This is a genomic window from Streptomyces sp. NPDC018029, from assembly GCF_044327655.1.
In the GTDB taxonomy this organism is placed as follows: domain Bacteria; phylum Actinomycetota; class Actinomycetes; order Streptomycetales; family Streptomycetaceae; genus Streptomyces.
In genome coordinates this window covers 485,444-507,038 of record NZ_JBIRFV010000005.1, presented here as the reverse complement: position 1 = coordinate 507,038, position 21,595 = coordinate 485,444, and the positions used below count along the sequence as shown (strand labels likewise).

The 21,595-nt window shown below is 70.6% G+C and carries 18 protein-coding genes; 6 read left to right on the top strand and 12 right to left on the bottom strand.

Annotated features, from left to right (window positions below):
• Positions 1–146: 146 nt before the first annotated feature.
• Positions 147–2,891, bottom strand: coding sequence for a phosphoenolpyruvate carboxylase (ppc, locus tag ACH4D5_RS18550; protein WP_398303463.1), 2,745 nt, complete (start codon positions 2,889–2,891; stop codon positions 147–149).
• A 278-nt stretch (positions 2,892–3,169) separates the two neighbouring features.
• On the opposite strand from ppc, the gene ACH4D5_RS18545 reads away from it, so the two are divergent.
• Complete coding sequence (locus ACH4D5_RS18545) at positions 3,170–4,174, top strand: acyl-CoA desaturase (protein WP_398303461.1); 1,005 nt, start codon at positions 3,170–3,172, stop codon at positions 4,172–4,174.
• Complete coding sequence (locus ACH4D5_RS18540) at positions 4,171–4,857, top strand: TetR/AcrR family transcriptional regulator (protein WP_398303459.1); 687 nt, start codon at positions 4,171–4,173, stop codon at positions 4,855–4,857. The genes ACH4D5_RS18545 and ACH4D5_RS18540 overlap by 4 nt, the downstream gene beginning before the upstream one ends.
• A 79-nt stretch (positions 4,858–4,936) precedes the next feature.
• Here the strand turns inward: ACH4D5_RS18540 and ACH4D5_RS18535 are convergent, their stop codons facing one another.
• Positions 4,937–5,302, bottom strand: coding sequence for a VOC family protein (locus ACH4D5_RS18535; protein WP_398303457.1), 366 nt, complete (start codon positions 5,300–5,302; stop codon positions 4,937–4,939).
• The gene (locus tag ACH4D5_RS18530) at positions 5,302–6,126 is read right to left on the bottom strand and encodes a trans-aconitate 2-methyltransferase (protein WP_398303455.1); all 825 of its coding nucleotides are present in this window, start codon (positions 6,124–6,126) and stop codon (positions 5,302–5,304) included. The genes ACH4D5_RS18535 and ACH4D5_RS18530 overlap by 1 nt, the downstream gene beginning before the upstream one ends.
• A 102-nt stretch (positions 6,127–6,228) precedes the next feature.
• Here ACH4D5_RS18530 and tamR point away from each other — a divergent pair, with 102 nt between their 5' ends.
• Positions 6,229–6,726 (top strand): MarR family transcriptional regulator TamR, encoded by a 498-nt coding sequence (gene tamR, locus ACH4D5_RS18525; protein ID WP_125513240.1) that lies wholly within the window; start codon positions 6,229–6,231, stop codon positions 6,724–6,726.
• On the opposite strand, the gene ACH4D5_RS18520 is transcribed toward tamR, so the two are convergent.
• On the bottom strand, positions 6,685–7,500 hold the full coding sequence (locus ACH4D5_RS18520; protein ID WP_398303453.1) for a LuxR C-terminal-related transcriptional regulator: 816 nt from the start codon (positions 7,498–7,500) through the stop codon (positions 6,685–6,687). The genes tamR and ACH4D5_RS18520 overlap by 42 nt on opposite strands.
• Positions 7,501–7,765: 265 nt before the next feature.
• Here ACH4D5_RS18520 and ACH4D5_RS18515 point away from each other — a divergent pair, with 265 nt between their 5' ends.
• Positions 7,766–8,221: a GNAT family N-acetyltransferase gene (locus tag ACH4D5_RS18515; protein ID WP_398303763.1), complete on the top strand. Its 456-nt coding sequence runs from the start codon at positions 7,766–7,768 to the stop codon at positions 8,219–8,221.
• On the opposite strand, the gene galK is transcribed toward ACH4D5_RS18515, so the two are convergent.
• Genes galK through galT form a run of 3 tightly spaced genes read right to left on the bottom strand, consistent with a single transcriptional unit; the run spans position 8,218 to position 11,429 of the window.
• Positions 8,218–9,372 (bottom strand): galactokinase, encoded by a 1,155-nt coding sequence (gene galK, locus ACH4D5_RS18510; RefSeq protein WP_398303451.1) that lies wholly within the window; start codon positions 9,370–9,372, stop codon positions 8,218–8,220. The genes ACH4D5_RS18515 and galK overlap by 4 nt on opposite strands.
• 36 nt (positions 9,373–9,408) lie before the next feature.
• Positions 9,409–10,362, bottom strand: a complete 954-nt coding sequence (gene galE / locus ACH4D5_RS18505; RefSeq protein ID WP_398303449.1) for a UDP-glucose 4-epimerase GalE — start codon at positions 10,360–10,362, stop codon at positions 9,409–9,411.
• Positions 10,359–11,429 carry a galactose-1-phosphate uridylyltransferase gene (galT, locus tag ACH4D5_RS18500; protein WP_398303447.1) on the bottom strand — a complete coding sequence of 357 codons (1,071 nt, stop codon included), beginning with the start codon at positions 11,427–11,429 and terminating at the stop codon, positions 10,359–10,361. Before galT ends, galE begins: the two co-directional genes overlap by 4 nt.
• Positions 11,430–11,603: 174 nt before the next feature.
• Between galT and ACH4D5_RS18495 the strand changes: the two genes are divergently transcribed.
• Entirely contained in the window at positions 11,604–13,289 is a 1,686-nt protein-coding gene (locus tag ACH4D5_RS18495; protein WP_398303445.1) for a sodium:solute symporter family protein, read from the top strand.
• A gap of 23 nt (positions 13,290–13,312) precedes the next feature.
• Positions 13,313–13,597: a hypothetical protein gene (locus ACH4D5_RS18490; protein ID WP_398303443.1), complete on the top strand. Its 285-nt coding sequence runs from the start codon at positions 13,313–13,315 to the stop codon at positions 13,595–13,597.
• A 21-nt stretch (positions 13,598–13,618) separates the two neighbouring features.
• On the opposite strand, the gene ACH4D5_RS18485 is transcribed toward ACH4D5_RS18490, so the two are convergent.
• From ACH4D5_RS18485 to ACH4D5_RS18465, 5 genes are all read right to left on the bottom strand, one after another.
• Positions 13,619–14,341, bottom strand: a complete 723-nt coding sequence (locus ACH4D5_RS18485) for a LuxR C-terminal-related transcriptional regulator (protein ID WP_398303441.1) — start codon at positions 14,339–14,341, stop codon at positions 13,619–13,621.
• Positions 14,342–14,564: 223 nt separating this feature from the next.
• The gene (locus ACH4D5_RS18480; protein ID WP_398303439.1) at positions 14,565–16,406 is read right to left on the bottom strand and encodes a PQQ-binding-like beta-propeller repeat protein; all 1,842 of its coding nucleotides are present in this window, start codon (positions 16,404–16,406) and stop codon (positions 14,565–14,567) included.
• A gap of 58 nt (positions 16,407–16,464) precedes the next feature.
• A complete protein-coding gene (locus ACH4D5_RS18475; protein WP_398303437.1) occupies positions 16,465–18,246 on the bottom strand; it encodes a PQQ-binding-like beta-propeller repeat protein in 1,782 nt (593 codons plus the stop codon).
• Positions 18,247–18,402: 156 nt separating this feature from the next.
• On the bottom strand, positions 18,403–20,217 hold the full coding sequence (locus tag ACH4D5_RS18470) for an ABC-F family ATP-binding cassette domain-containing protein (RefSeq protein WP_398303435.1): 1,815 nt from the start codon (positions 20,215–20,217) through the stop codon (positions 18,403–18,405).
• A gap of 30 nt (positions 20,218–20,247) precedes the next feature.
• Entirely contained in the window at positions 20,248–21,588 is a 1,341-nt protein-coding gene (locus ACH4D5_RS18465) for an acyltransferase (RefSeq protein ID WP_398303433.1), read from the bottom strand.
• Positions 21,589–21,595: the final 7 nt, after the last annotated feature.

Here is a 21,595-nt window from a genome sequence, read left to right as displayed (position 1 = left end):
CGCTCAGACTGCGTCACCGGGCGCGTCGGTCGAGTCAGGGGCGCGGGGAACTGCGCGCCCGGCCACGACGAACCCGCGGTCAAAAACACACAGGGCCCCGCACCGCCGAAGCGATGCAGGGCCCTGTCGCATGAGCCGAGGCCGGATCAGCCGGTGTTACGCAGCCCCGCCGCCACACCGTTGACCGTGAGCAGCAAGGCGCGCGCGAGCAACGGATCAGGCTCCTGCCCCGCCGCCGCGGCATCCCGCTGCCGCTTCAGGAGCGCGACCTGAAGATACGAGATCGGGTCGAGGTACGCGTCGCGGATCGCGAAGGTCTGCTGGAGCGCCGGGTGGGAGTCGAGGAGTTCGTCCCCGCCGGTGATCCGCAGGACCTCGCGGACGGTCAGCTCGTGCTCCTCCTCGATCGTGTCGAAGACGTGCTTGAGCTCGTCCGGCACGAGCGTGTCGACGTAGTGCCTGGCGATCCGCAGGTCCGTCTTGGCGAGGGTCATCTCGACGTTGGAGATGAAGTTGCGGAAGAAGTGCCAGTGCTCGTGCATCTCGTCGAGCACGGTGTCCAGACCGGCCTCGCGCAGCGCCTTGAGGCCCGAACCGACGCCGAACCAGCCGGGGACGATCTGCCGCGACTGGGTCCAGCCGAAGACCCACGGGATGGCGCGCAGGCCGTCGAGCGAGACGCCCGAGCCGGGGCGGCGCGACGGCCGGGAGCCGAGGTGCAGGTCGGCGAGCTGGTCGACCGGTGTCGACGCGAGGAAGTACGTCGGCAGGTCCGGGTCCTCGACCAGGCGCCGGTACGCGGAGTGCGCGGCGTCCGAGACGACGTCCATGGCGGCGTCCCAGCGGGCGAGGGCCTCGTCGGACTGGCGCGGCGCGGTGTGCAGGGCGGAGGCCTGCAAGGTGGCCGCGACGGTCAGTTCCAGGTTCTCGCGGGCCAGGGACGGCACGAGGTACTTGTCGGAGATGACCTCGCCCTGCTCGGTCACCTTGATCTCGCCCTCCAGGGTGCCCCAGGGCTGGGCGAGGATCGCGTCGTGGGAGGGACCGCCGCCGCGGCCGACGGTGCCACCGCGGCCGTGGAAGAGGCGCAGCCGCACGCCGTAGCGATGGGCGACGTCACGCAGGCGTCGCTGCGCCCGGTGGATCTCCCACTGGCTCGTGGTGATGCCGCCGAACTTGGACGAGTCGGAGTACCCGAGCATGACCTCCTGCACGTCGCCGCGGAGGGCGACGAGGCGGCGGTACGACGGGTCGGCGAGCATCTCGTCGAGGATGACGTCGGCGGCGCGCAGCTCGTCGGTGGTCTCCAGGAGCGGCACGATGCCGATCTTCGCCCAGCCGGCGTGCAGGTCGATGAGCCCGGCCTCGCGGGCGAGGACGGCGGCGGCGAAGACGTCGTCGGCGCCCTGGCACATCGAAATGATGTACGACTCGATGACCTCGGGTCCGAAGACTTCGAGGGCCTTCTTGACGGTTTGGAAGACGCCGAGGGTCTTCTCGCCGGCGGCGTCCACGGGGGCCGGGGACGGGCCGAGCGGGCGCCGGGACCTGAGCTCCTTGGCGAGGAGCTTCTGGCGGTACTCGCGGGGCATGTCCGCGTAGCGCCAGGACTCCTCGCCGAGGCGGTCGAAGAGCTGGCCGAGGGCGTGGTGGTGGGCGTCCGCGTGCTCGCGTACGTCCATGGTGGCGAGCTGGAGGCCGAAGGCGGCCAGGGTGCGGATGGTGCGGTTCATCCGGCCGTCGGCGAAGAGGGCGCCCTTGTGCTCGCGCAGCGAGGTCTGGATGAGGGTGAGGTCCTCGAGGAGCTCGCTCGTGCCGAGGTAGTCGCGGCCCGGCTCGTGCGGGGTGCCCTTGGCCAGGCGCTGCTTGGTGTTCTCCAGCTTCTGCCGGATGCAGGTGGCCTTGAGGCGGTAGGGCTCCTCGGCGTTGAGGCGCTTGTAGCGGGGGCTGATCTCGGGCAGCCGCTCCAGGTCGCCCTGGAGGGAGGCCTTGAGCTCGTCGGTGGCTCCGGTGTAGCGGATCGAGTTGGAGAGGAAGCCGCGCAGCTCGTCGATCATGTCGAGCGCGTCGTTGATGCCGTGCTCGTGCTGGAGGATCAGGACGTCCCAGGTGACCTGGGGGGTCACGTTCGGGTTGCCGTCGCGGTCGCCGCCGATCCAGGTGCCGAAGCTGAGGGGGCGGGTGCCTTCGGGCAGCTGGACGCCGACGCGCTCCAGTTCGGCGGTGAGGTCTTCCAGTACGTCCCCGACGGCGCCGGCGTGCAGCTCGTCGAGGTAGTAGATGGCGTTGCGGGCCTCGTCGGCGGGTTCGGGGCGGACGACGCGGAGTTCGTCGGTCTGCCAGACGAGGTCGATGTTCTCGGCCAGTCGGGTGTCGTGGCGGCGCCGGTCGGACTCGATGACCGGGGTCTCCAGGAGCTCGGCGACACGGCGGAGCTTGTTGAGCACGGAGCGGCGGGCGGCCTCGGTGGGGTGCGCGGTGAAGACGGGGCGCACGTTGAGGTTCTGCACGGTCTGGCGCAGGTGCTCGGGGTCGGCGTCCTTGAGGCGGTCCGCGGTGCGGGAGAGGAGGCCGCCCTCGGCGGCGCGCCGGGCGCGCAGCTCGCGGCCGCGGTGGACCTGCTCGGTGACGTTCGCCAGATGGAAGTACGTGGAGAAGGCGCGGACCAGCTTGGCCGCGGTCTCCAGTTCCGTGCCGCCGAGGAGCTTGGCGGCGGCCTCGCCGTCCTCGCGCGTCAGACGGCGGACCTTCTCGACCAGTTCGAGGAGTTCGGGACCCTCCTGGCGTACGAGGGTCTCGCCGAGCAGGTCGCCGAGGCGGCGGATGTCGGCGCGCAGCTCGGCGCTGGCGGTGCTTGTGGCCTGCTGGCCCTGGTCGTCGGCACTGCTCACAGGTGCGGCTCCTTGCAGTGTTGAAGCGCTTCAAGACTGGGAGGGGTTTCCGTGGGAAACCGGGGAGATACAGAGCGGACCGCGCTGTCCGACCGTGTCCAAGGATAGGTGTCACTTCGGGCACAGAGCTCGCGGGCTCTTGCCCCGGAGATCCGTCCTGCCATACTTACGTAGCCGTAGGTTACGGAACCGTAGGTAACGTGGTATCGCAGCCGTTGCAGGAACCGTGCCCGTGCACTACTCCCACCCCAGCCCTCGACCCCATAGGGGACGTGCCCATGACGACAACCTCCGATGCGTACTCCGACGCCGATGTGATCCAAGACGCTCCGCGGGCGACCGGCCCGGCCGGCTCGCCGCCCCCCGCGACGCTGGGCGGTGAGCGGAAGCGCTCGGTCGAACAGATCGCCCTGCTCCTCTTCATCACCGTCCCGTTCCTCGCCCTGGTCGCGGCGGTGCCGCTGGCTTGGGGCTGGGGGGTGAGCTGGCTGGACCTCGGCCTGCTCGTCTTCATGTACTTCCTGGGGTGCCACGGCATCACCATCGGCTTCCACCGCTATTTCACGCACGGCTCCTTCAAGGCGAAGCGGCCGCTGCGGATCGCGCTCGCGGTGGCCGGGTCGATGGCGGTGGAGGGTCCCGTGGTGCGCTGGGTGGCCGACCACCGCAAGCACCACAAGTTCTCGGACGCGGAGGGCGACCCGCACTCCCCCTGGCGCTTCGGCGAGACGCTCCCGGCCCTGATGAAGGGGCTGTGGTGGGCGCACATCGGCTGGATGTTCGACGAGGAGCGGACCTCGCAGGAGAAGTACGCGCCGGATCTGGTCAAGGACCCGGCGATCCGCCGCATCTCCCGGCAGTTCCTGCTGTGGACGATCGTGTCGCTGGCCATCCCGCCGGTGGTGGGCGGTCTGGTGACGATGTCGTGGTGGGGCGCCTTCACGGCGTTCTTCTGGGGCTCGCTGGTCCGCGTGTCGCTGCTGCACCACGTCACGTGGTCGATCAACTCGATCTGTCACGCGGTGGGCAAGCGGCCCTTCAAGTCGCGTGACCGCTCGGGCAACGTGTGGTGGCTCGCGGTGCTGTCCTGCGGCGAGTCGTGGCACAACCTCCACCACGCCGACCCGACGTCGGCGCGGCACGGCGTGATGAAGGGCCAGATCGATTCGTCGGCGCGGATCATCCGCTGGTGCGAGCGGCTCGGCTGGGCGTACGACGTGCGGTGGCCGTCGAAGTCGCGCATCGACTCCCGCCGCCAGCCGCAGGCCGCTGACGCGGCATGATGGACGACGTGGCGACCGACTCCAGCAATTCAAGCCCTGCCGGCAAAGAGAAGCAGCCCCGGCGCACCCGCCGGACCCGGATGACGGGTGCCGAGCGCCGGGAGCAGCTCCTCGACATCGGTCGCACGCTGTTCGCCGCCAAGGGGTTCGAGGGCACGTCGGTGGAGGAGATCGCCGCGAAGGCCGGCGTCTCCAAGCCCGTCGTGTACGAGCACTTCGGCGGCAAGGAGGGCCTTTACGCGGTCGTGGTGGACCGCGAGATGCGGCAGCTCCTGGACATGGTGACGGGGGCGCTCACCGCCGGGCACCCCCGGGAGCTCCTCGAACAGGCGGCGTTCGCCCTCCTCGACTACATCGAGACGTACACGGACGGTTTCCGCATCCTGGTCCGCGATTCGCCGGTGGCCCAGTCCACCGGCACCTTCGCCTCCCTGATCTCCGACATCGCGACGCAGGTGGAGGACATCCTGGGCCAAGAGTTCAAGGGCCGCGGCTTCGACCAGAAGCTGGCGCCGCTGTACGCGCAGGCGCTGGTCGGCATGGTCGCGCTGACGGGCCAGTGGTGGCTGGACGCGCGGAAGCCGAAGAAGGCGGAGGTGGCGGCGCATCTGGTGAATCTGGCGTGGCACGGGTTGGACGGCCTGGAGCCGAAGCCTCGTCTGATAGGTCACCGGAAGAGCTGACCTCGTCCCCCTACTGGGCCTGCTCCTCCCGTCTGAACGGCCCCGCCGCTTCGCGGCGGGTTTCCCCACCCGCCCGCCCTCATTCCTCGGCCGGCTCCAGGAATTCCAAGCGGTTGCCCACCGGGTCCTCCGAGTAGAAGCGGCGGTGGCCGGGGAGGTCGTCGTCCCAGGTCACCTGGGCGCCCCGGGCCGCGAGGCGTTCCGCGTACGCCTGGATGCCGGTGACGCGCAGCCCGGGGTGCGCCTTCCTCGCGGGTCTGAAGTCCTCCTCGACCCCCAGGTGCAGGTGCACACCGCCCGCCTCGAACCAGCAGCCGCCGCGTGCCGCGAGCACCGGCGGCTTTGGTGTCTCCCTCATGCCGAGCACCCCGCAGTAGTACTCCCGCAGCTGCGGCTCGCTGCCCGGTGGGGCCGCGAGCTGGACGTGATCGAGCGCCGTGAGCATCAGGACTCCTTGCGGGCCACGGCGAACACCCGCCGGAAAGGGAAGACCGTGCCGTGAGCGGTCGGCGGGTACGCCTTGCGCAGCAGTTCGCGGTACTCCGCGATGAACGCCTCCGTCGCCGACGGGTCGTCGGCCAGGGCCGTCAGGACCGGGCGCAGGCCCGTGCCCTTGACCCAGTCGAGGACCGGGTCCTCGCCCGTGAGGAGGTGCTGGTACGTCGTCTCCCAGGCGTCGACCTCGCAGCCGAGGTCCGCGAAGCGTGCCAGGTACGCCCCCGGCGAGAGCACCGCGTCCGCGTGGCGCAGGACGTCGCCGAGGCGGTCGCGCCAGCGCCGGGAGGCGGCGAGTTCCCGCATCAGGACATGGCTGGGGGCGTCGAAGTTGCCCGGGACCTGGAAGGCGAACGTGCCGCCGGGTACCAGGGCGGTGATCCAGGCGGGGAAGGAGTCGGGGTGGCCCGGCACCCACTGGAGGGTCGCGTTGGAGAGGATCAGGTCGTACGTCCCCGGAGCCGGGGTCCACTCCGTGGCGTCGGCCGGGGCGAAGTCGAGGCGGCCGCCCCCGGCGGTGGGGCCGGCCAGCCGGTCCGCGCGGGCCAGCATCTCCGGTGAGTTGTCGAACCCGGTGATGTGCGCGGTGGGCCACCGCTCGGCGAGGAGCCGGGTGACGGTGCCGGGCCCGCAGCCGAGGTCGGCGACGCGGGGCGGCCGCCCGGCGGCGGGCAGCTCGGGGACGCGGGCGAGGAGGTCGGCGAAGGGGCGGGACCGGTGGCCGGCGTGGCGCAGGTACTGGTGGGGGTCCCAGGTCGGGGTGGCTGCGGGCATGGGGCGGGCCTCCTCGGGTGACGGGGATCTGTCGCCATCCTGAACCCCAGATATCTTGACGTCAAGAGACTTCATGTCGACAGACCCCCTACACTGATCGTCATGGAGGACGAGGTCGATCGGCTGGTCGCAGCGTGGCGCCGGGAGCGCCCGGACCTCGACGTGGAACCACTCGAGGTGCTCAGCCGCGTGAGCAGGCTCGCGCGGCACCTGGACCGCGCCCGCAGACTCGCGTTCTCCGAGCACAATCTGGAGCCTTGGGAGTTCGACGTCCTGACGTCGCTGCGGCGCGCGGGCGCGCCCTACCAGCTCTCCCCCGGTCAGCTCCTGACCCAGACGCTCGTGACGTCCGGCACGATGACGAACCGCATCGACCGGCTCGCGAAGAAGGGCCTCGTGGAGCGCCTGCCCGACCCGAGCGACCGGCGCGGCGTCCTCGTGCGCCTCACCGCCGAGGGCCGGGACCGCGCGGACCAGGCCCTCGCGGGTCTGCTGGCGCAGGAGCGGGCGATCCTCGCCGAGCTCTCCCGTGCCCAGCGGGGTGAACTGGCCGGGCTGCTACGCCAGTTGACCGCCCCGTTCGACAACATCCCCGGCTAGGTCGGCCGGGCCGACGCCCGCGCGCCGGGCGAGCGCCACCGCGGCGAGGGTGGAGTGGACGCCCAGCTTCCCCAGCACGTTCTGCATGTGGGTGCGCACTGTGTGCGGGGAGAGGAAGAGGCGCTCGGCGACGGCCTTGCGGCCGAGGCCCGCCACCATGCAGCGCAGCACCTCGCGCTCGCGCGGGGTCAGGGACTCCACGAGGCGCTCGGACTCGGTGCGGTGCTTGCGGGCAGCGGTCAGCTCGCGCAGGACGCCGGTGAGCAGGGCCGGCGGGAGGTGCGTCTCGTCCCGGAGCACTCCCCGTATGACCGTGAGGAGGCGGGAGAGCGAGCAGTCCTTCGCCACCCAGCCCGAGGCCCCGGCCTGGAGCGCGAGGGCCGCGCGGCGCGGGTCGTCCTTCTCGGCGAGCACGACGGTGCGCACTGCGGGCTGGCCGGAGCGGACGCCCGCGACCAGGGAGATGCCGTCGACGAGCCCCTCCGCGCTGCCGTCCTGGACGGGGGCGGCGATCGGGGTCCCCCCTGCCCGTGCGACACCGAGAGTCTGGGGGAGGGCGCCCTGCAACGCGCCCGCGGCGCTGCCGAGGTCGGCGTCGACGAGCAGCACGTCGTATCTGCGGCCTTCGGTGGCCGCCCGCTCCAGGCAGCGCAGCGCGGCGGGGCCGCTGCCGGCCGCGGACACGTCGACGTCGGGTTCGGCCGCGAGCGCGGCGGCCAGCGACTCGGCGAAGATGCGGTGGTCGTCGACGACCAGGACTCGAATGCGAACCACAGAAACCCCCTTCCCCGCGCTCCTGCGAGGAGCTGGGGATACGCCGTCATCGGAGAACGGCTGGTGCGGGTACGGCGCCCGGTACGGGGGATCGACGCAGCCGCACGGCCGCCGCCGTGCTGTGACCGCCACCCCCACGCCGGGCGTCGTACCCGACTGTCTCGCCCCCTGAATCAGTGCCGGCCCCCACCGGCACTGCCCTTCAGAGTAGGGCCGGACGCCGGGAGCGGAAGGCGATTTGCAGAACTGATTGGCCGACGCGTTTATGGTGAGCCGTATGTTTCGTATTGAGACGGGAGTCGACAAAGAGCGGTTGGGTCTGCTTCGTTCACGGCTGCGCGAGACGAACACGGCGGCATCGCCCGAGCTCCGCGCCCTGCGCGGGACCCGCGACGACCTCGAAGTGCCGCTGGCGGTCTGGGCGTTGGACGCGGGCGGTGGCCTCGCGGCGGGTCTCGCCGCGCACACCTGGGCGCGCTGGCTGCACGTGAACTACCTGTGGGTCGACGACCGCCACCGCGGCGCGGGCCTCGGCTCGCGTCTCCTGACGGAGGCGGAGCGGGTGGCCCGCGAGGACCGCGGCTGCCTCAACTCCCGTGTCGAGACGTGGGACTTCCAGGCCCCTGGTTTTTACCGGAATCAGGGGTACGAGCTGGTGAGCGTGATCCCCGACTACCCCGAGGGCGTCAAGGAGTTCACGCTCACGAAGCGGCTGGCCTAGATCTCCCGGCGCGCCCCCGCCGACGCCACCGCCGGGAACACGCGCGGCGCCGTGTACCCCGCCGCGGCGAAGGCCTCCAGGACCGACTTGGTCACCGTGTCCTCGTCCGCCGACTCCACCAGGACGACCGCCGAGCCGCCGAAGCCGCCGCCGGTCATCCGGGCGCCGAGCGCGCCCGCCGCGTTCGCGGAGGTCACCACCAGGTCCAGCTCCGGGCAGGAGATGCGCAGGTCGTCACGGAGCGAGGCGTGGCCCTCGGTGAGGACGGGCCCGATCGCGCGGACGTCTCCGGCGTCCAGGAGCGCGATGACCCGCTCGACCCGGTGGTCGTCCGACACGACGTGCCGGACGTAGCGACGGACCTTGTCGTCCGTCAGTTTGTCGAGGGCTTCCGGGAGTTCCGCGTACTCGATGTCACGCAGGTGTGAGACTCCGAGCGCCCGCGCGCCCGCCTCGCATCCGGCGCGCCGCTCCGCGTACGCGCCGTCCCCGAGGGCGTGCTTCACGCGGGAGTCGACGACCAGGAGCTTCAGTCCTTGTGCCGCGAGGTCGAAGGGGACCTGGCGTAGGGAGAGGTCGCGGCAGTCCAGGTGCAGGGCGTGGCCTTCCGTGGCGCACGCGGAGGCCATCTGGTCCATCACGCCGCACGGCACGCCGACGAAGGCGTTCTCGGCGCGCTGCGCGAGGACCGCCAACCGGGGTGCGTCGAGGCCGAGTTCGTACAGGTCGTTCAGGGCGAGTGCCGTGACGACCTCCAGGGCGGCCGACGAGGACAGGCCCGCCCCGGTCGGCACGGTCGAGGCGAGGTGGAGGTCGGCGCCCCCGGAGACGTCGTGGCCCGCGTCCCGCAGCGCCCAGACCACGCCCGCCGGGTACGCGGCCCAGCCGCCCTGGCCGTACCGCGACAGGGGTGTCAGCTCGGCCACGCGCAGTTCGGCGACGGGGGCGTCGATGTCGGCCGAGTGGAGCCGCAGGACGCCGTCGGTGCGGCGCGCCACCGCCGCGACCGCGGTGTGCGGCAGCGCGAGCGGCAGCACGAAGCCCTCGTTGAAGTCCGTGTACTCGCCGATGAGGTTGACCCGGCCGGGGGCCGACCAGACCCCCGCCGGCTCGTACCCGTAGAGCTCCGCGAACTGCCGCGCTACGTCCATCAGTTACCCCTTGGTCCGGTGTTTCGGTCGGGCGGGTCAGCGCCGGGCGAACGCCCAGGCGTCGGCGACGATGCCCGCGAGGTCCGCGCGGGACGGCCGCCAGCCGAGCTTCTCGCGTGCGGTGGCGGCGGACGCGACGAGGACCGCCGGATCGCCGCCGCGGCGCGGGGCGAGCACCTCGGGGATGGGGTGGCCGGTGACCTGGCGGACGGTCTCGATGACCTCGCGGACGGAGAAGCCGTTGCCGTTGCCGAGGTTGCAGATGAGGTGCTCGCCGGGGGTGGCGGCCTCGACGGCGAGGAGGTGCGCCTCGGCGAGGTCGGCGACGTGGATGTAGTCGCGGACGCAGGTCCCGTCGGGGGTCGGGTAGTCGTCGCCGAAGACGCTGATCGCCTCGCGCCTGCCCTGGGCGACCTGGAGGACCAGCGGGATGAGGTGCGACTCGGGGTCGTGGCGCTCGCCGCAGTCGCCGTACGCGCCCGCGACATTGAAGTAGCGCAGCGAGACGGCGGCCAGGCCGTGCGCGGCCGCCTCGCCGGAGATCATGTGGTCGACGGCGAGCTTGGAGGCGCCGTAGGGGGAGGTGGGGGCGGTGGGGTCGGTCTCCGTGATGGGGGTGTTCACGGGCTCGCCGTACGTCGCGGCGGTGGAGGAGAAGACGAGCCTGCGCACGCCCGCGTCGCGCATGGCGGCGAGGAGGGCCATGGTGCCGCCGACGTTGTTGTCCCAGTACTTCTCGGGCTTGACGACGGACTCGCCGACCTGCGAGAAGGCGGCGAAGTGCAGCACGGCGTCGTACGAGGAGTCCAGCCACTTGGCGGCATCCCGGATGTCGCCCTCGATGAAGGCGGCACCCGAGGGGACGCCCTCGCGGAAGCCGGTCGAGAGGTTGTCGAGGACCGTCACCTCGTGCCCGGCCTCGATCAGGTGCTGGGCCACCACGCTTCCCACGTAGCCCGCTCCACCGGTGACCAGGTACTTACCGCTCATGAACTCGCTACCTCTCGCAGTCGCTGGGCCGCGGCTTCCGGCGGCACGTCGTTGATGAACACGCTCATGCCGGATTCGGAACCCGCGAGGAACTTCAGCTTGCCCGAAGTGCGGCGAATCGTGAAAAGTTCGAGGTGCAGGGCGACATCATCACGATTGATCCCCTCATATCCGTCGAGCGCGCCGAACGGCGCCTGGTGCCAGGCGGAGATGTAGGGGGTCGGGGTCCGCCCCGTCTCCCCGGCGTCGAAGATCCGGTCGAAGCGCCGCAGGAGTTCCAGATAGAGGTGTGGAAATTCCGCGCGCGCCGCCTCGTCGAGTGCGAGCAGGTCGGGCACCCGGCGCTTGGGGTACAGGTGCACCTCGTAGGGCCAGTGCGCGGCGTACGGCACGAAGGCGATCCAGTGCTCGCCCTCCAGGACGACCCGCTCCCCCGCGCTCTCCTCGGCGACGATGTCGTCGAAGAGGTTCCGGCCGCCGGACGCCTCCTTGAACGCGGCGAGCGAGCGGAGCATCAGCGCCGTGCGCGGGGTGACGAAGGGGTACGCGTAGATCTGCCCGTGCGGATGGCCGAGGGTCACGCCGATCTCGGCGCCGCGGTTCTCGAAGCAGAACACCTGCTCGACGGAGGGCAGGTGGGAGAGCTCGGCGGTGCGGTCGGTCCAGGCCTCCAGGACGAGTCCGGCCTGTGCGGGGGTGAGGTCGGCGAAGGACGCGTCGTGGTCGGAGGTGAAGCAGACGACCTCGCAGCGGCCCGCGTCGCCGGCGAGCGAGGGGAAGCGGTTCTCGAAGACCACGACGTCGTACGCGGAGTCGGGGATCTCGCTGAGGCGGTCCCCGGCGGAGGGGCAGAGGGGGCACTCGTCGGCCGGCGGGTGGTAGGTGCGGCCCTGGCGGTGGGAGGCGATGGCCACGGAGTCGCCGAGGAGGGGGTCCCTGCGGATCTCCGACGCCGTCGATACGGGGTCGAGCGGGCGCCGGTCGACGGCCTCGCGGACCGCGTCGTCACGCGCGTCGTAGTAGATGAGCTCGCGACCGTCGGCGAGACGGGTCGAGGTCTTCTTCACGTGCGGGTCTCCTCACCACCAACCCAACAGAATCGAACACAAACAAACCACATCACGACAGGAGCGTCAACGCCCGATCACGATCAAACAAAGAACACCAACAGAACTGTTCAGTTATTGAAGCGAGAGGCGTAGGTTCCCGTCTGATCCGTTCGCGCAACGAAGCGAGTTCACATGCAGTCCCCCACAACAACCCTGGCCGAGGGGCTTCGGCTGCCCACCAACGGCCTCGACTACGCGATCCTGGCGATCTACTTCGCCGTGGTCCTCGGCATCGGCTTCGCCGCCCGGCGCTCCGTCAAGACCAGCCTCGACTTCTTCCTCTCGGGCCGCTCGCTGCCCGCCTGGGTCACCGGTCTCGCCTTCGTCGCCGCGAACCTCGGCGCCACCGAGATCCTCGGCATGGCCGCCACCGGCGCGCAGTACGGCGTCGCGGTCGTCCACTGGTACTGGATCGGCGCCATCCCGGCCATGGTCTTCCTCGGCCTGGTCATGATGCCGTTCTACTACCGCAGCAAGGTCCGCTCCGTCCCCGAGTTCCTGCTCCAGCGCTTCGACAGGTCGGCGCACCTGCTCAGCTCGGCGCTCTTCGCCTTCGCGGCGATCCTCATCGCGGGCGTGAACCTCTACGCCCTGTCGATCGTCGTCGAGGCGCTGCTCGGCTGGCCGCAGTGGGTGGCGATCGTCGTCGCGGGGCTCTTCGTGCTCGCCTACATCACCATCGGCGGTCTCTCCTCGGCGATCTACAACGAAGTGCTGCAGTTCTTCGTGATCCTCGCCGCGCTGATACCCATCTGCGTCATCGGCCTGAAGAAGGTCGGCGGCTGGGACGGCCTCACGGGCTCCATCGAGCACCAGCACGGCGACAACTTCATGACCGCCTGGGGCGGTACCGGCATCGGCGACGCCAACCCGCTCGGCGCCAACTGGCTGACGATCATCCTCGGCCTCGGCTTCGTGCTGTCCTTCGGCTACTGGACGACGAACTTCGCCGAGGTGCAGCGCGCGCTCTCCGCGAAGAACCTGAGTGCGGCCCAGCGCACCCCGCTGATCGCCGCCTTCCCGAAGATCTTCATCGTCTTCCTGGTGATGATCCCGGGCCTGGTCGCCGCCGTCCTCGTGCCGAAGATCGGTACGCCGGGCTCCGACCTGACGTACAACGACGCGATCCCCTATCTGATGCAGGAGTTGCTGCCCAACGGCGTCCTCGGCATCGCGGTCACGGGTCTGCTCGCCGCGTTCATGGCGGGCATGGCGGCGAACGTCTCGTCCTTCAACACCGTGTTCACGTACGACATCTGGGCGAAGTACGTGGTCAAGGGCCGCGAGGACGGCTACTACCTGAACTTCGGGCGGCTCATCACGGCGATCGGCGTGCTCGCCTCGATCGGCACGGCGTTCATCGCGTCGAGCTTCTCGAACATCATGGGGTACCTCCAGACGCTGTTCTCCTTCTTCAACGTCCCGATGTTCGTCGTCTTCATCATCGGCATGTTCTGGAAGCGGGCCTCGATGAAGTCCGGTGTCTGGGGCCTGGTCGCGGGCACCACCGCGGCGATGGTCAACTACTTCTGGATCTACAAGCAGGGCGTCATCGACATCCCGACCGACCAGGGCGCCAACTTCGTCTCGGCGATCGTCGGCTTCGTCGCGGGCGCCGTCGTGATGGTCGTCGTCACGCTCTTCACCGCCCCCAAGCCGGAGGCCGAACTGGCCGGGCTCGTCTACGGCACGGCCTCGCCCGGCCTGGAGGACGAAGGGGCGGAGGCGGGCGACGACGCCTGGTACCGCAAGCCGGCCCTGCTCGGCTGGGGCGCCGTCGTCCTCGCCGCCGCCTGCTACCTGCCGTACTCGCTCTAGCCCCGATCGGAGGACCGAATACCGTGTCCGACCTGCACAAGCACGTCTCCGAGCTGGAGGCCGAGTCCGCGACGGCGGCCCGCCTCTTCGACATCCGGCGGATCATCGGCGGCCTGTTCGTCGTCTACGGCATCATCGTGACGATCGCCGGGATCACCGCGTCCGACGCCGACCTGAAGAAGGCCGAGGACATCAACATCAACCTGTGGACGGGCCTCGGCATGCTCGCCCTCGGGCTCTTCTTCCTCGGGTGGCTGTGGCTGCGCCCGACCGTGCCGCCCGCGCGGGAACCGGACGAGAGCGACTGACATCCCCCACGGGGCCCGGGCTCACTGCGGTGACTCGGGCCCCGCCGGCTTGTCCACGCTGTTCGCGTAGGCCGACGCGGGGCGCTCGGCACGCTCCAGGAGGCCCGTGCGCGCGGCGAGCGCGGCGGCCTCCAGACGCGAGCCGACGCCCAGTTTCATCAGGACCCGCTGCACGTGCGTACGCGCCGTGCTGGGCGCTATCCCCATCCCGGCGGCGATCAGCCGGGTGTCCTCGCCGTCCGCGACCCGCACCAGGACCTCGACCTCGCGGGGCGTCAGCATCTGCAGCAGCCGCTGACCCTCGTCGTCGGGCTGCGCGGCCGGATTGAGCAGCTCGCTGAAGGCACCTTGCAGCAGCTGGGGCGCGACGGCGGCCTCCCCGGCGCGCGCCTTCATGATGGCGCGCTCCACTCCTTCGATGCGCTCGTCATGGCGTACGTAACCGGAGGCGCCGGAGGCGAAGGCGGCGGCGATGCCGCGCGGGTTGGGCACCGGGCCGAGCACCACGACCGCCACCTGCGGCCGGTCCCGCTTGATCTTCACGACCGGGTCGAACATGCCCGGCTCGGCCGGTGTGGCCGTGCCCAGGAGGCAGACCTCCGGAGCCCTGCTGATGACCAGTTCCGCCGCACCGGCGGCGGGCGCGGCGGCGGCGAGCACCCGGTGCCCGCGCAACTTCAGTGCCGAGGCGAGCGCCTCGGCGAGCAGTCGGTGATCGTCGACCACCATGAGCCGCACACCCATAGCAACCCCCCACTTCCCCGCGGGCCCCCCGACCCTCCATCCCCCGGAAGCTACACGCTTGTTCGACGTTGCGCGCCCCCTACCCGTCAGAAGCGGCCCGGAATGCCGAAATCCCTGCCCTTCGGGGGCGCCGGGAGGTACGGAGGGGTACACGAACGGCGGCGGCCGCCCCCGGTGGTGCGAGGGGGCGGCCGCCGCCGTGGTGCGCTGCCGTGCCGTGCGGCTACTTCGCGACGAAGCCGAGCGCCACGAACTCCTTCTCGTCCTTCGAGTAGGGCTTGCTCAGCAGCTTCTTGCCGAGGAACAAGTGCCCGTTGCCGTAGAGGAGTTCGTTCGACTTCGGGACCATGCCGCTGATCGCGTCGGTGACCGCCTCGGAGGAGGGGGTCTCCAGGAGCTTGGTCTCCTTCATCGTCTTGCCGTCGAGCGACACGACCTGGGCGCCCTTCTGGTAGCCGTGCGCCTTGTACGCGAGGACGTTGCCGCCGTCCATGCGGATCGGGAAGATCTCGCCGTTCTCACCGGCGACCGCGCGGTCGCTGGTGGGCTTTCCGGTGGCCAGCGAGAAGGAGACGATCTCGTTGGTGCGGTTGTAGCTCTCGCCGGCGCCGTCGTGCTGGCGCGTCGGGACGTAGAGCCGGTCGTTGCCCACGGCGATCGCCTTGCAGTCGTTCACCATGTTCACGCCGCAGTCGTGGTCGTACTTGCCGTCCTCCAGGGAGATCTTGGAGCGCAGCTTGCCGTTGCTGCCGATGGCGAAGACGTCCGTGACACCGGAGGCGGTGATCTCGGTGGTGTCCTGGCCGAAGACGACCGGGTTCGTCGAGATGATCTTGGCGTTGTCGATGCCGTCGGCGAGCGGGTACGTCCACTTGTCGTCGCCGGTCTTCGGGTCGAGGAGCTGGACCTTCAGCCGCTCGTCGCCGTACGTGCCGCACTTGCGGACCGCGACCAGCTGGTCACCGCCGGCGTAGCCGACGTCCTCGCACTTGCCGACCTTGGGCTTCCACAGGGAGTTGCCCTTGACGTCCCAGGCGGCGCCGCCACTGGAGGTGCCCGCGCCGGCGGCGATGGTGGTGCCCGAGATGGTGACTTCCTTGAAGGTCGCCTTCACGCCGTTGGTCTCGACGCTCTCGGTCCAGAGCTTCTTGCCGGAGTTCAGGTCAACCGCGGAGACGTTGGAGCACTGCTCGTAGTCGCCCTTCTTGTTCCGCTTGGCCTCTTCGGTGACGACCGCGACGATGCCGTCCTCGGTGACCTCGGGCGACATCGCGCAGGCCATGCCGGACAGCGGGACCGTCCACTTCTTCTTGCCGGTGTCCGGGTCGTAGCCGTTGAGCTCGTAGACGCCGGCCTTGGCGTAGATGTCGTCGGTCAGCACCGAGCCCGTGGCGTTCCAGATCTGGTCCTTGGGGACCTCGGGCTGGGGCAGCTGCATGAGGACCTTGGCCGAGGGGTCGGCCGGCGCCTTCTCCTTGGCCGGGCCCTGGTCCGGCGCGGTGCCGCCCTGCTCGCCCTTCTCCGAACCCTTGCCGCCCTTGCCGTCCTTGCCGGACTCCTGCGCGGTGTTCTTGGAGTCGTCGTCCTTCGTCGAGGCGTAGTAGACCCCGCCGCCGACGATCAGCGCGATCGCGGCGGCCGCCGCGACGATGATCGCCAGCTGGCTGTTGAACTTCTTGCCGCCGCCGGAGCCGGAGTCACCGGGCTGCGGCTGCATCGGCATGGTCGGCGGCTGCTGGTAGCCCTGCTGGTACGGCTGCTGGTAGCCCTGCTGGTACTGCGGCGTGGCGGGCTGGGTCGGGTAGCCGTAGCTCTGCGGGGGCTGGGGCGGCTGAGGTGCCTGGGGCGCCTGCGGGTAGCCGTAGGTGGGCTGGGCGGGCGGCGCCGGAGGGGCCGTCGGCGGAGCCGCCGGAGGAGCCGCGGGCGGGGGCGGCGTCTGCGGGTAGCCGTACGACGGGTCGGGGGCCTTGCCGAAGCCTCCGGGCGGAGGGTCCTGCGGGGCTCCGAAGCCGCCCTGCGGGGGCTCGTTCGGCGGCTGCTGCGGTGGCTGGGGCGGCTGGGTCATGACGTCGTCTATTCCTTGGGGACGAGAGCGGTCGAGCGGATGACTGGGTGGGGGCGCGTCACTTGCCGTAGGCGAGCATCAGCTTCGCCTGGCCGGAGGAGCGCATGATGCTGGTGGTCGAGATGTAGAAGCGCCCGTCCACGTAGTCGACGTCCTTCGAGTAGAAGCCGCTCTCGATCCGCGATGTGCCCTTCGGGTGCTGGAGCAGGGTCTTGGGCTTGTGCGAACCGGACGTCGCGATGGAGACGACGCGGCCGCCGGAGTCGTACGACGGAGTGACGTACGCGATCACCTCGCCGTTCTCGACCTTCAGCGGGAGCATCGTTTCGTCCAGCGGCGACTTGGCGCGCCAGGCCTCCTTGCCGGTGGCGAGGCTCAGCGCGACCACGTCGTTCGCGCCGCTCTTCTCGCTCGTCGGCAGGTAGAGGTTCTTGTCGTCGACGGCCACGCCCAGACAGCCGGCCAGCTCACGGCTGAGGACCGAGGTGTCGCACTCCGGCGCGAAGCTGTCCTTGGTGATGACCTCGGAGCGCGTCTTGTCGCTGTTCTCCTTCAACACCATGATGTTGAACTGCTTCTTGTCCTCGTTGCTGAGGTACACGATCGTCGGGCTGTCCGAGAAGACCTTGCCGATGCGCCAGCCCTTGGGGAACTTCTTGGTCCACAGGGCGCGGCCGGTCTTCGGGTCGAGCTGCTGCAGCTCGTCGTGCGCGCTGGGCGTGCTCGCGCCGCAGGACAGGGCCATGAGGAGCTTCTTGCCGCCGACGAAGCCGTTGGGGAAGCAGGTGCCCTCGTCCTTCTTGTCCGCGACGTAGAGCTTCTTGCCGTCGCTCATCCGCAGCGCCGTGCCGGACTGGTCGCGGCCGACCATCAGCACGTCGCCGACGAGGACCAGGTGGCTCTTGAGGGCGAAGTCGAAGAGGCCCTCCTCCTTGACCGGCTTGCCCCAGCCCTTGTCACCGGTCTTCAGGTCGACGACCTGGAGCTGGTTGCACTTGGCGTCGCTCTTGGTGCCTTCCTTGTACGCGACGACGATCTTGCCGTCGTCGGTGGCCGTCTGCGTCGCCGCGCAGATCTTCTGCGGGAACTCGATGGCCTTCCAGGCGGTCTTGCCGGTCCCGGCCTTGTACGCGAGGAGCTGCTTGTACGCGGCCTTGACGACGGTGTCGCCGTACACCCACATGCCGGGGGCGTCGCCTCCGGAACCGGGCACCTTGGGCGCCTCCTTGTACCAGAGGACCTTCGCCTCGCCGGCCTGGCGGCCTTCGTTGAGGTCTTCCCTGCCCTCGTGGCCGTCGCCGTCGCCGGTGCCCGGGTTGACCGGGGCAGAGGCGGTGGGCTCGGGATCCTTGTTCTTCGCCTCGGACTTCTTCTTGCCGTCGTCGTCACCGCTGACGACGGCCCAGGTGACACCGCCCGCGACGAGCAGCGCGGCCACGGCCGCGGCGGCGATCACGAGGAGCTTGCCGCGCTTCTTGCCGCTGCCGCCGCCGGGCGCGCCGGGGCCGGCGGGGAACTGCGGCTGGGTCGGCGGCTGCTGCGGGTAGCCGTACTGCGGCTGGGCCGCGTAGGGGCCGGGCTGCTGGGGCGGGCTCGTGTACGGGCCGGGCTGCTGCGGCTGGTTCGCGTACGGGCCGGGCTGCTGCGGCGGGTTCCCGTACGGGCCCGGCTGCTGCGGCGGGTTGCCGTACGGGCCGGGCTGGGTCGGCTGGTTCGCGTACGGATTGTCGGGCGTGGACGGCGGTGTCTGCGGGTATCCGTAACCCGGCTGGGGCTCCTGCCCCGGTGGCTGCGGAGCTCCGAAGCCGCCGGGCGGCGGCTGGTTGGGCGGCTGAGTCATCAGCGCTTCCCCCTTCACTGATTTTCGGCACGCCAAGTGGTGCTCAGGGCAGCCTTTCTATCACCCTGCCCCCGTACCACACGGGTCCGGTCCAGCCCCTGTTCCCAAGGGAGGACCGGCCCGTAATGCGTCCGTTACGCGAGCTCCACGGGAGCTCTACGCGTCCTCCGCAAGCTCCAGCCAGCGCATTTCCAACTCCTCGCGCTCGCTGATCAGTTCGCGGAGCTCGGCGTCCAGTTTGGCCACCTTTTCGAAGTCCGTCGCGTTATCGGCGATTTGGGCGTGGAGCTTGGTCTCCTTCGTGGAGACCTTGTCCAGCTGCCGCTCGATCTTCTGGAGTTCCTTCTTCGCGGCACGGGCGTCGGCGGAGGAGACGGTCTTCGCCGCGGTCTGCGCGGGCGCGGCCTGCGCGGGCGCCGACGCGCTCGCGGTCTCCGCCATCCGCCGCCTGCGCTCCAGGTACTCGTCGATGCCGCGCGGCAGCATCCGCATCGTGGCGTCGCCGAGCAGCGCGAACACCTTGTCCGTGGTCCGCTCGACGAAGAACCGGTCGTGGGAGATGACGACCATGGAGCCGGGCCAGCCGTCCAGCACGTCTTCGAGCTGCGTCAGCGTCTCGATGTCCAGGTCGTTGGTCGGCTCGTCGAGGAAGAGGACGTTCGGCTCGTCCATCAGCAGCCGCAGGAGTTGCAGCCTGCGCCGCTCACCGCCGGAGAGGTCGCCGACCGGCGTCCACTGCTTCTCCTTGCTGAACCCGAAGGTCTCGCAGAGCTGCCCCGCGGTCATCTCCCGGCCCTTGCCGAGGTCGACGCGCTCACGCACCTGCTGCACGGCCTCCAACACCCGCAGCGTCGGCTTCAGTTCGGCCACCTCCTGCGAGAGGTAGGCGAGCTTCACGGTCTTGCCGACGACGATCTTCCCGGCCGCGGGCTGCACGTCGCCCGCACTGCGCGCGGCCTCCGCCATGGCCCGCAGCAGCGAGGTCTTGCCCGCGCCGTTCACCCCGACCAGGCCGACGCGGTCACCGGGACCGAGCTGCCAGGTCAGATGCTTGAGCAGCAGCTTCGGGCCGGCCTGGACCGACACGTCCTCCAGGTCGAAGACCGTCTTGCCGAGCCGCGTCGTCGCGAACTTCATCAGCTCGCTGGTGTCCCGCGGCGGCGGCACGTCCGCGATCAGTTCGTTGGCCGCCTCGATGCGGAACTTCGGCTTGCTGGTGCGGGCCGGGGCGCCGCGCCGCAGCCAGGCCAGCTCCTTGCGCATCAGGTTCTTGCGCTTGGTCTCCTCGGTGGCCGCGATGCGCTCACGCTCGGCGCGGGCGAAGACGTAGTCCGAGTACCCGCCCTCGTACTCGAAGACCGAACCGCCCTGCACGTCCCACATGCGGGTGCACACCTGGTCCAGGAACCAGCGGTCGTGCGTCACGCAGACGAGCGCCGAGCGCCGCGTGCGCAGGTGCTCGGCGAGCCAGGCGATGCCCTCGACGTCCAGGTGGTTGGTCGGCTCGTCGAGCACGATCAGGTCCTGCTCGGCGATGAGCAGCTTGGCCAGCGCGATACGGCGCCGCTCGCCGCCGGACAGCGGGCCGATGACGGTGTCGAGGCCCTGCGGGAACCCCGGCATGTCGAGCCCGCCGAACAGCCCGGTCAGCACGTCCCTGATCTTGGCGCTGCCCGCCCACTCGTGGTCGGCGAGGTCACCGATGACCTCGTGCCTGACGGTGGCGGCGGGGTCCAGCGAGTCGTGCTGCGTGAGCACGCCGAGCCGCAGCCCGCCGTTGTGCGTGACGCGGCCGGTGTCGGCGTCCTCCAGCTTGGCGAGCATCCGGATCAGGGTGGTCTTCCCGTCGCCGTTGCGCCCGACGACACCGATCCTGTCCCCCTCGGACACGCCGAGTGAGACGCCGTCGAGCAGGGCACGGGTGCCGTACACCTTGCTGACTGCCTCGACATTGACCAGATTGACGGCCATTTCTCTCCTGACAGGGGGGACGATCGATCCTCAAGCGTAGTCGCCCGCGCGGGAGCGCCCCGCCCGCTCCACCAGCACCCACCCGGCAAGGGCCATCGCCACCGCACCCGGTGCCGTCACATGGACGGCCACCAGCATCGCCGTACGCCCTTCGAGCAGGCCCCCGAAGCCGACCATCGACAGGCCGAGCACCCCGAAGAGGCAGAGCGTGACGCCGAGGGCCGCGGCCGGGCCCGAGGCCGTGCCCGGAGCGACCGGCCCCGCCGTCCCCGGCCGTTCGAAGCGGCGGAAGGCCACGACGAGCGCCGCCGTCAGAGCCGCGGCCGCACCCATCCGCAGCGGCGCCTGCGCCCACCACGCCGCGCTCGCCGGCTCCGGCAGCGGGACGTCGAGGGCGAGCAGCGTCCCGTACACCCCGAGCATCGCCGTCAGGTGCCAGAGGAACGCCGTCATGGAGATGCCGTTGGCCGCCACCACGCCGCGCCACACCCGCGGCCGCGCCAGCCACCGCGTCGCGGGGCCGCGCAGCAGCTCCACGGCGCCGACCAGCCACATGCCGTGGCAGAGGAGGGCGAAGGTGGGCGGCGCCATGTTCGAGACGCGTTCGCCGGGCATGCCGACCATGGAGAGCGGATACGGGCCGAGGGCCACGAGCAGCGAGGCGCCCGCGAGACCCGCGCCCGCCAGGACGTACGGCGCCCGCAGCCTGCCGTCCGCGCGCAGGAAGCCCAGCTGGTGCACGGCGAGCCACACGAAGGCGAAGTTCAGGAACTCCAGATACGGCACGCCGAACGCGAAGCGCGCCACGTCCACCGCGCCGGCCGCCGCCACGAGCCCGCCGAACGCGCCCCATCCCCACCGCTCGTGCAGCCGCAGCAGCGGCGGCGTGAAGGCGACCATCGCGAGGTAGACGCCGATGAACCACAGCGGCTGCGCCACGAGCCGCAGCGCGACATCGAGCAGTCCGCCGCCCCGGCCGCCCAGTTGCAGGAGCAGCGCGCCCGCGCCCCACACCCCTATGAAGACCATGGTGGGCCGCAGCAGCCGCTGGAGCCGGGCCCGCACGAACGCCGAGTAGACGGGCCGCCCCTCGGACCGGCGGCTCAGCGAGCGGTACGACAGCGCGTGCGAGAACCCGCCGACGAAGAAGAAGACGGGCATGATCTGCAGCGCCCACGTGAGGAGCTGGAGCTCCGGCACCACGGCGAGGAGGTTGCCGACCTCGGCGCGGCCGTCGTCGCCGACGGTCACGGCGGCCATCAGCCAGTGCCCGACGACGACCGTGCCGAGCGAGGCGACCCGCAGCAGGTCGATGTACCGGTCACGCCCGGCGGGCGTCTTCTCGGCGAGTTCGCGAACGCTTGATCCCATGGACGTA

Coding starts and splice junctions, on each gene's coding strand:
- ACH4D5_RS18545 (WP_398303461.1), top strand. CDS start 3,170: ATGACGACAACCTCCGATGCGTACTCCGACGCCGATGTGATCCAAGAC.
- ACH4D5_RS18540 (WP_398303459.1), top strand. CDS start 4,171: ATGATGGACGACGTGGCGACCGACTCCAGCAATTCAAGCCCTGCCGGC.
- ACH4D5_RS18535 (WP_398303457.1), bottom strand. CDS start 5,302: ATGCTCACGGCGCTCGATCACGTCCAGCTCGCGGCCCCACCGGGCAGC.
- ACH4D5_RS18530 (WP_398303455.1), bottom strand. CDS start 6,126: ATGCCCGCAGCCACCCCGACCTGGGACCCCCACCAGTACCTGCGCCAC.
- tamR (WP_125513240.1), top strand. CDS start 6,229: ATGGAGGACGAGGTCGATCGGCTGGTCGCAGCGTGGCGCCGGGAGCGC.
- ACH4D5_RS18515 (WP_398303763.1), top strand. CDS start 7,766: ATGGTGAGCCGTATGTTTCGTATTGAGACGGGAGTCGACAAAGAGCGG.
- galK (WP_398303451.1), bottom strand. CDS start 9,372: ATGGACGTAGCGCGGCAGTTCGCGGAGCTCTACGGGTACGAGCCGGCG.
- galE (WP_398303449.1), bottom strand. CDS start 10,362: ATGAGCGGTAAGTACCTGGTCACCGGTGGAGCGGGCTACGTGGGAAGC.
- ACH4D5_RS18495 (WP_398303445.1), top strand. CDS start 11,604: ATGCAGTCCCCCACAACAACCCTGGCCGAGGGGCTTCGGCTGCCCACC.
- ACH4D5_RS18485 (WP_398303441.1), bottom strand. CDS start 14,341: ATGGGTGTGCGGCTCATGGTGGTCGACGATCACCGACTGCTCGCCGAG.
- ACH4D5_RS18480 (WP_398303439.1), bottom strand. CDS start 16,406: ATGACCCAGCCGCCCCAGCCACCGCAGCAGCCGCCGAACGAGCCCCCG.
- ACH4D5_RS18475 (WP_398303437.1), bottom strand. CDS start 18,246: ATGACTCAGCCGCCCAACCAGCCGCCGCCCGGCGGCTTCGGAGCTCCG.
- ACH4D5_RS18470 (WP_398303435.1), bottom strand. CDS start 20,217: ATGGCCGTCAATCTGGTCAATGTCGAGGCAGTCAGCAAGGTGTACGGC.
- ACH4D5_RS18465 (WP_398303433.1), bottom strand. CDS start 21,588: ATGGGATCAAGCGTTCGCGAACTCGCCGAGAAGACGCCCGCCGGGCGT.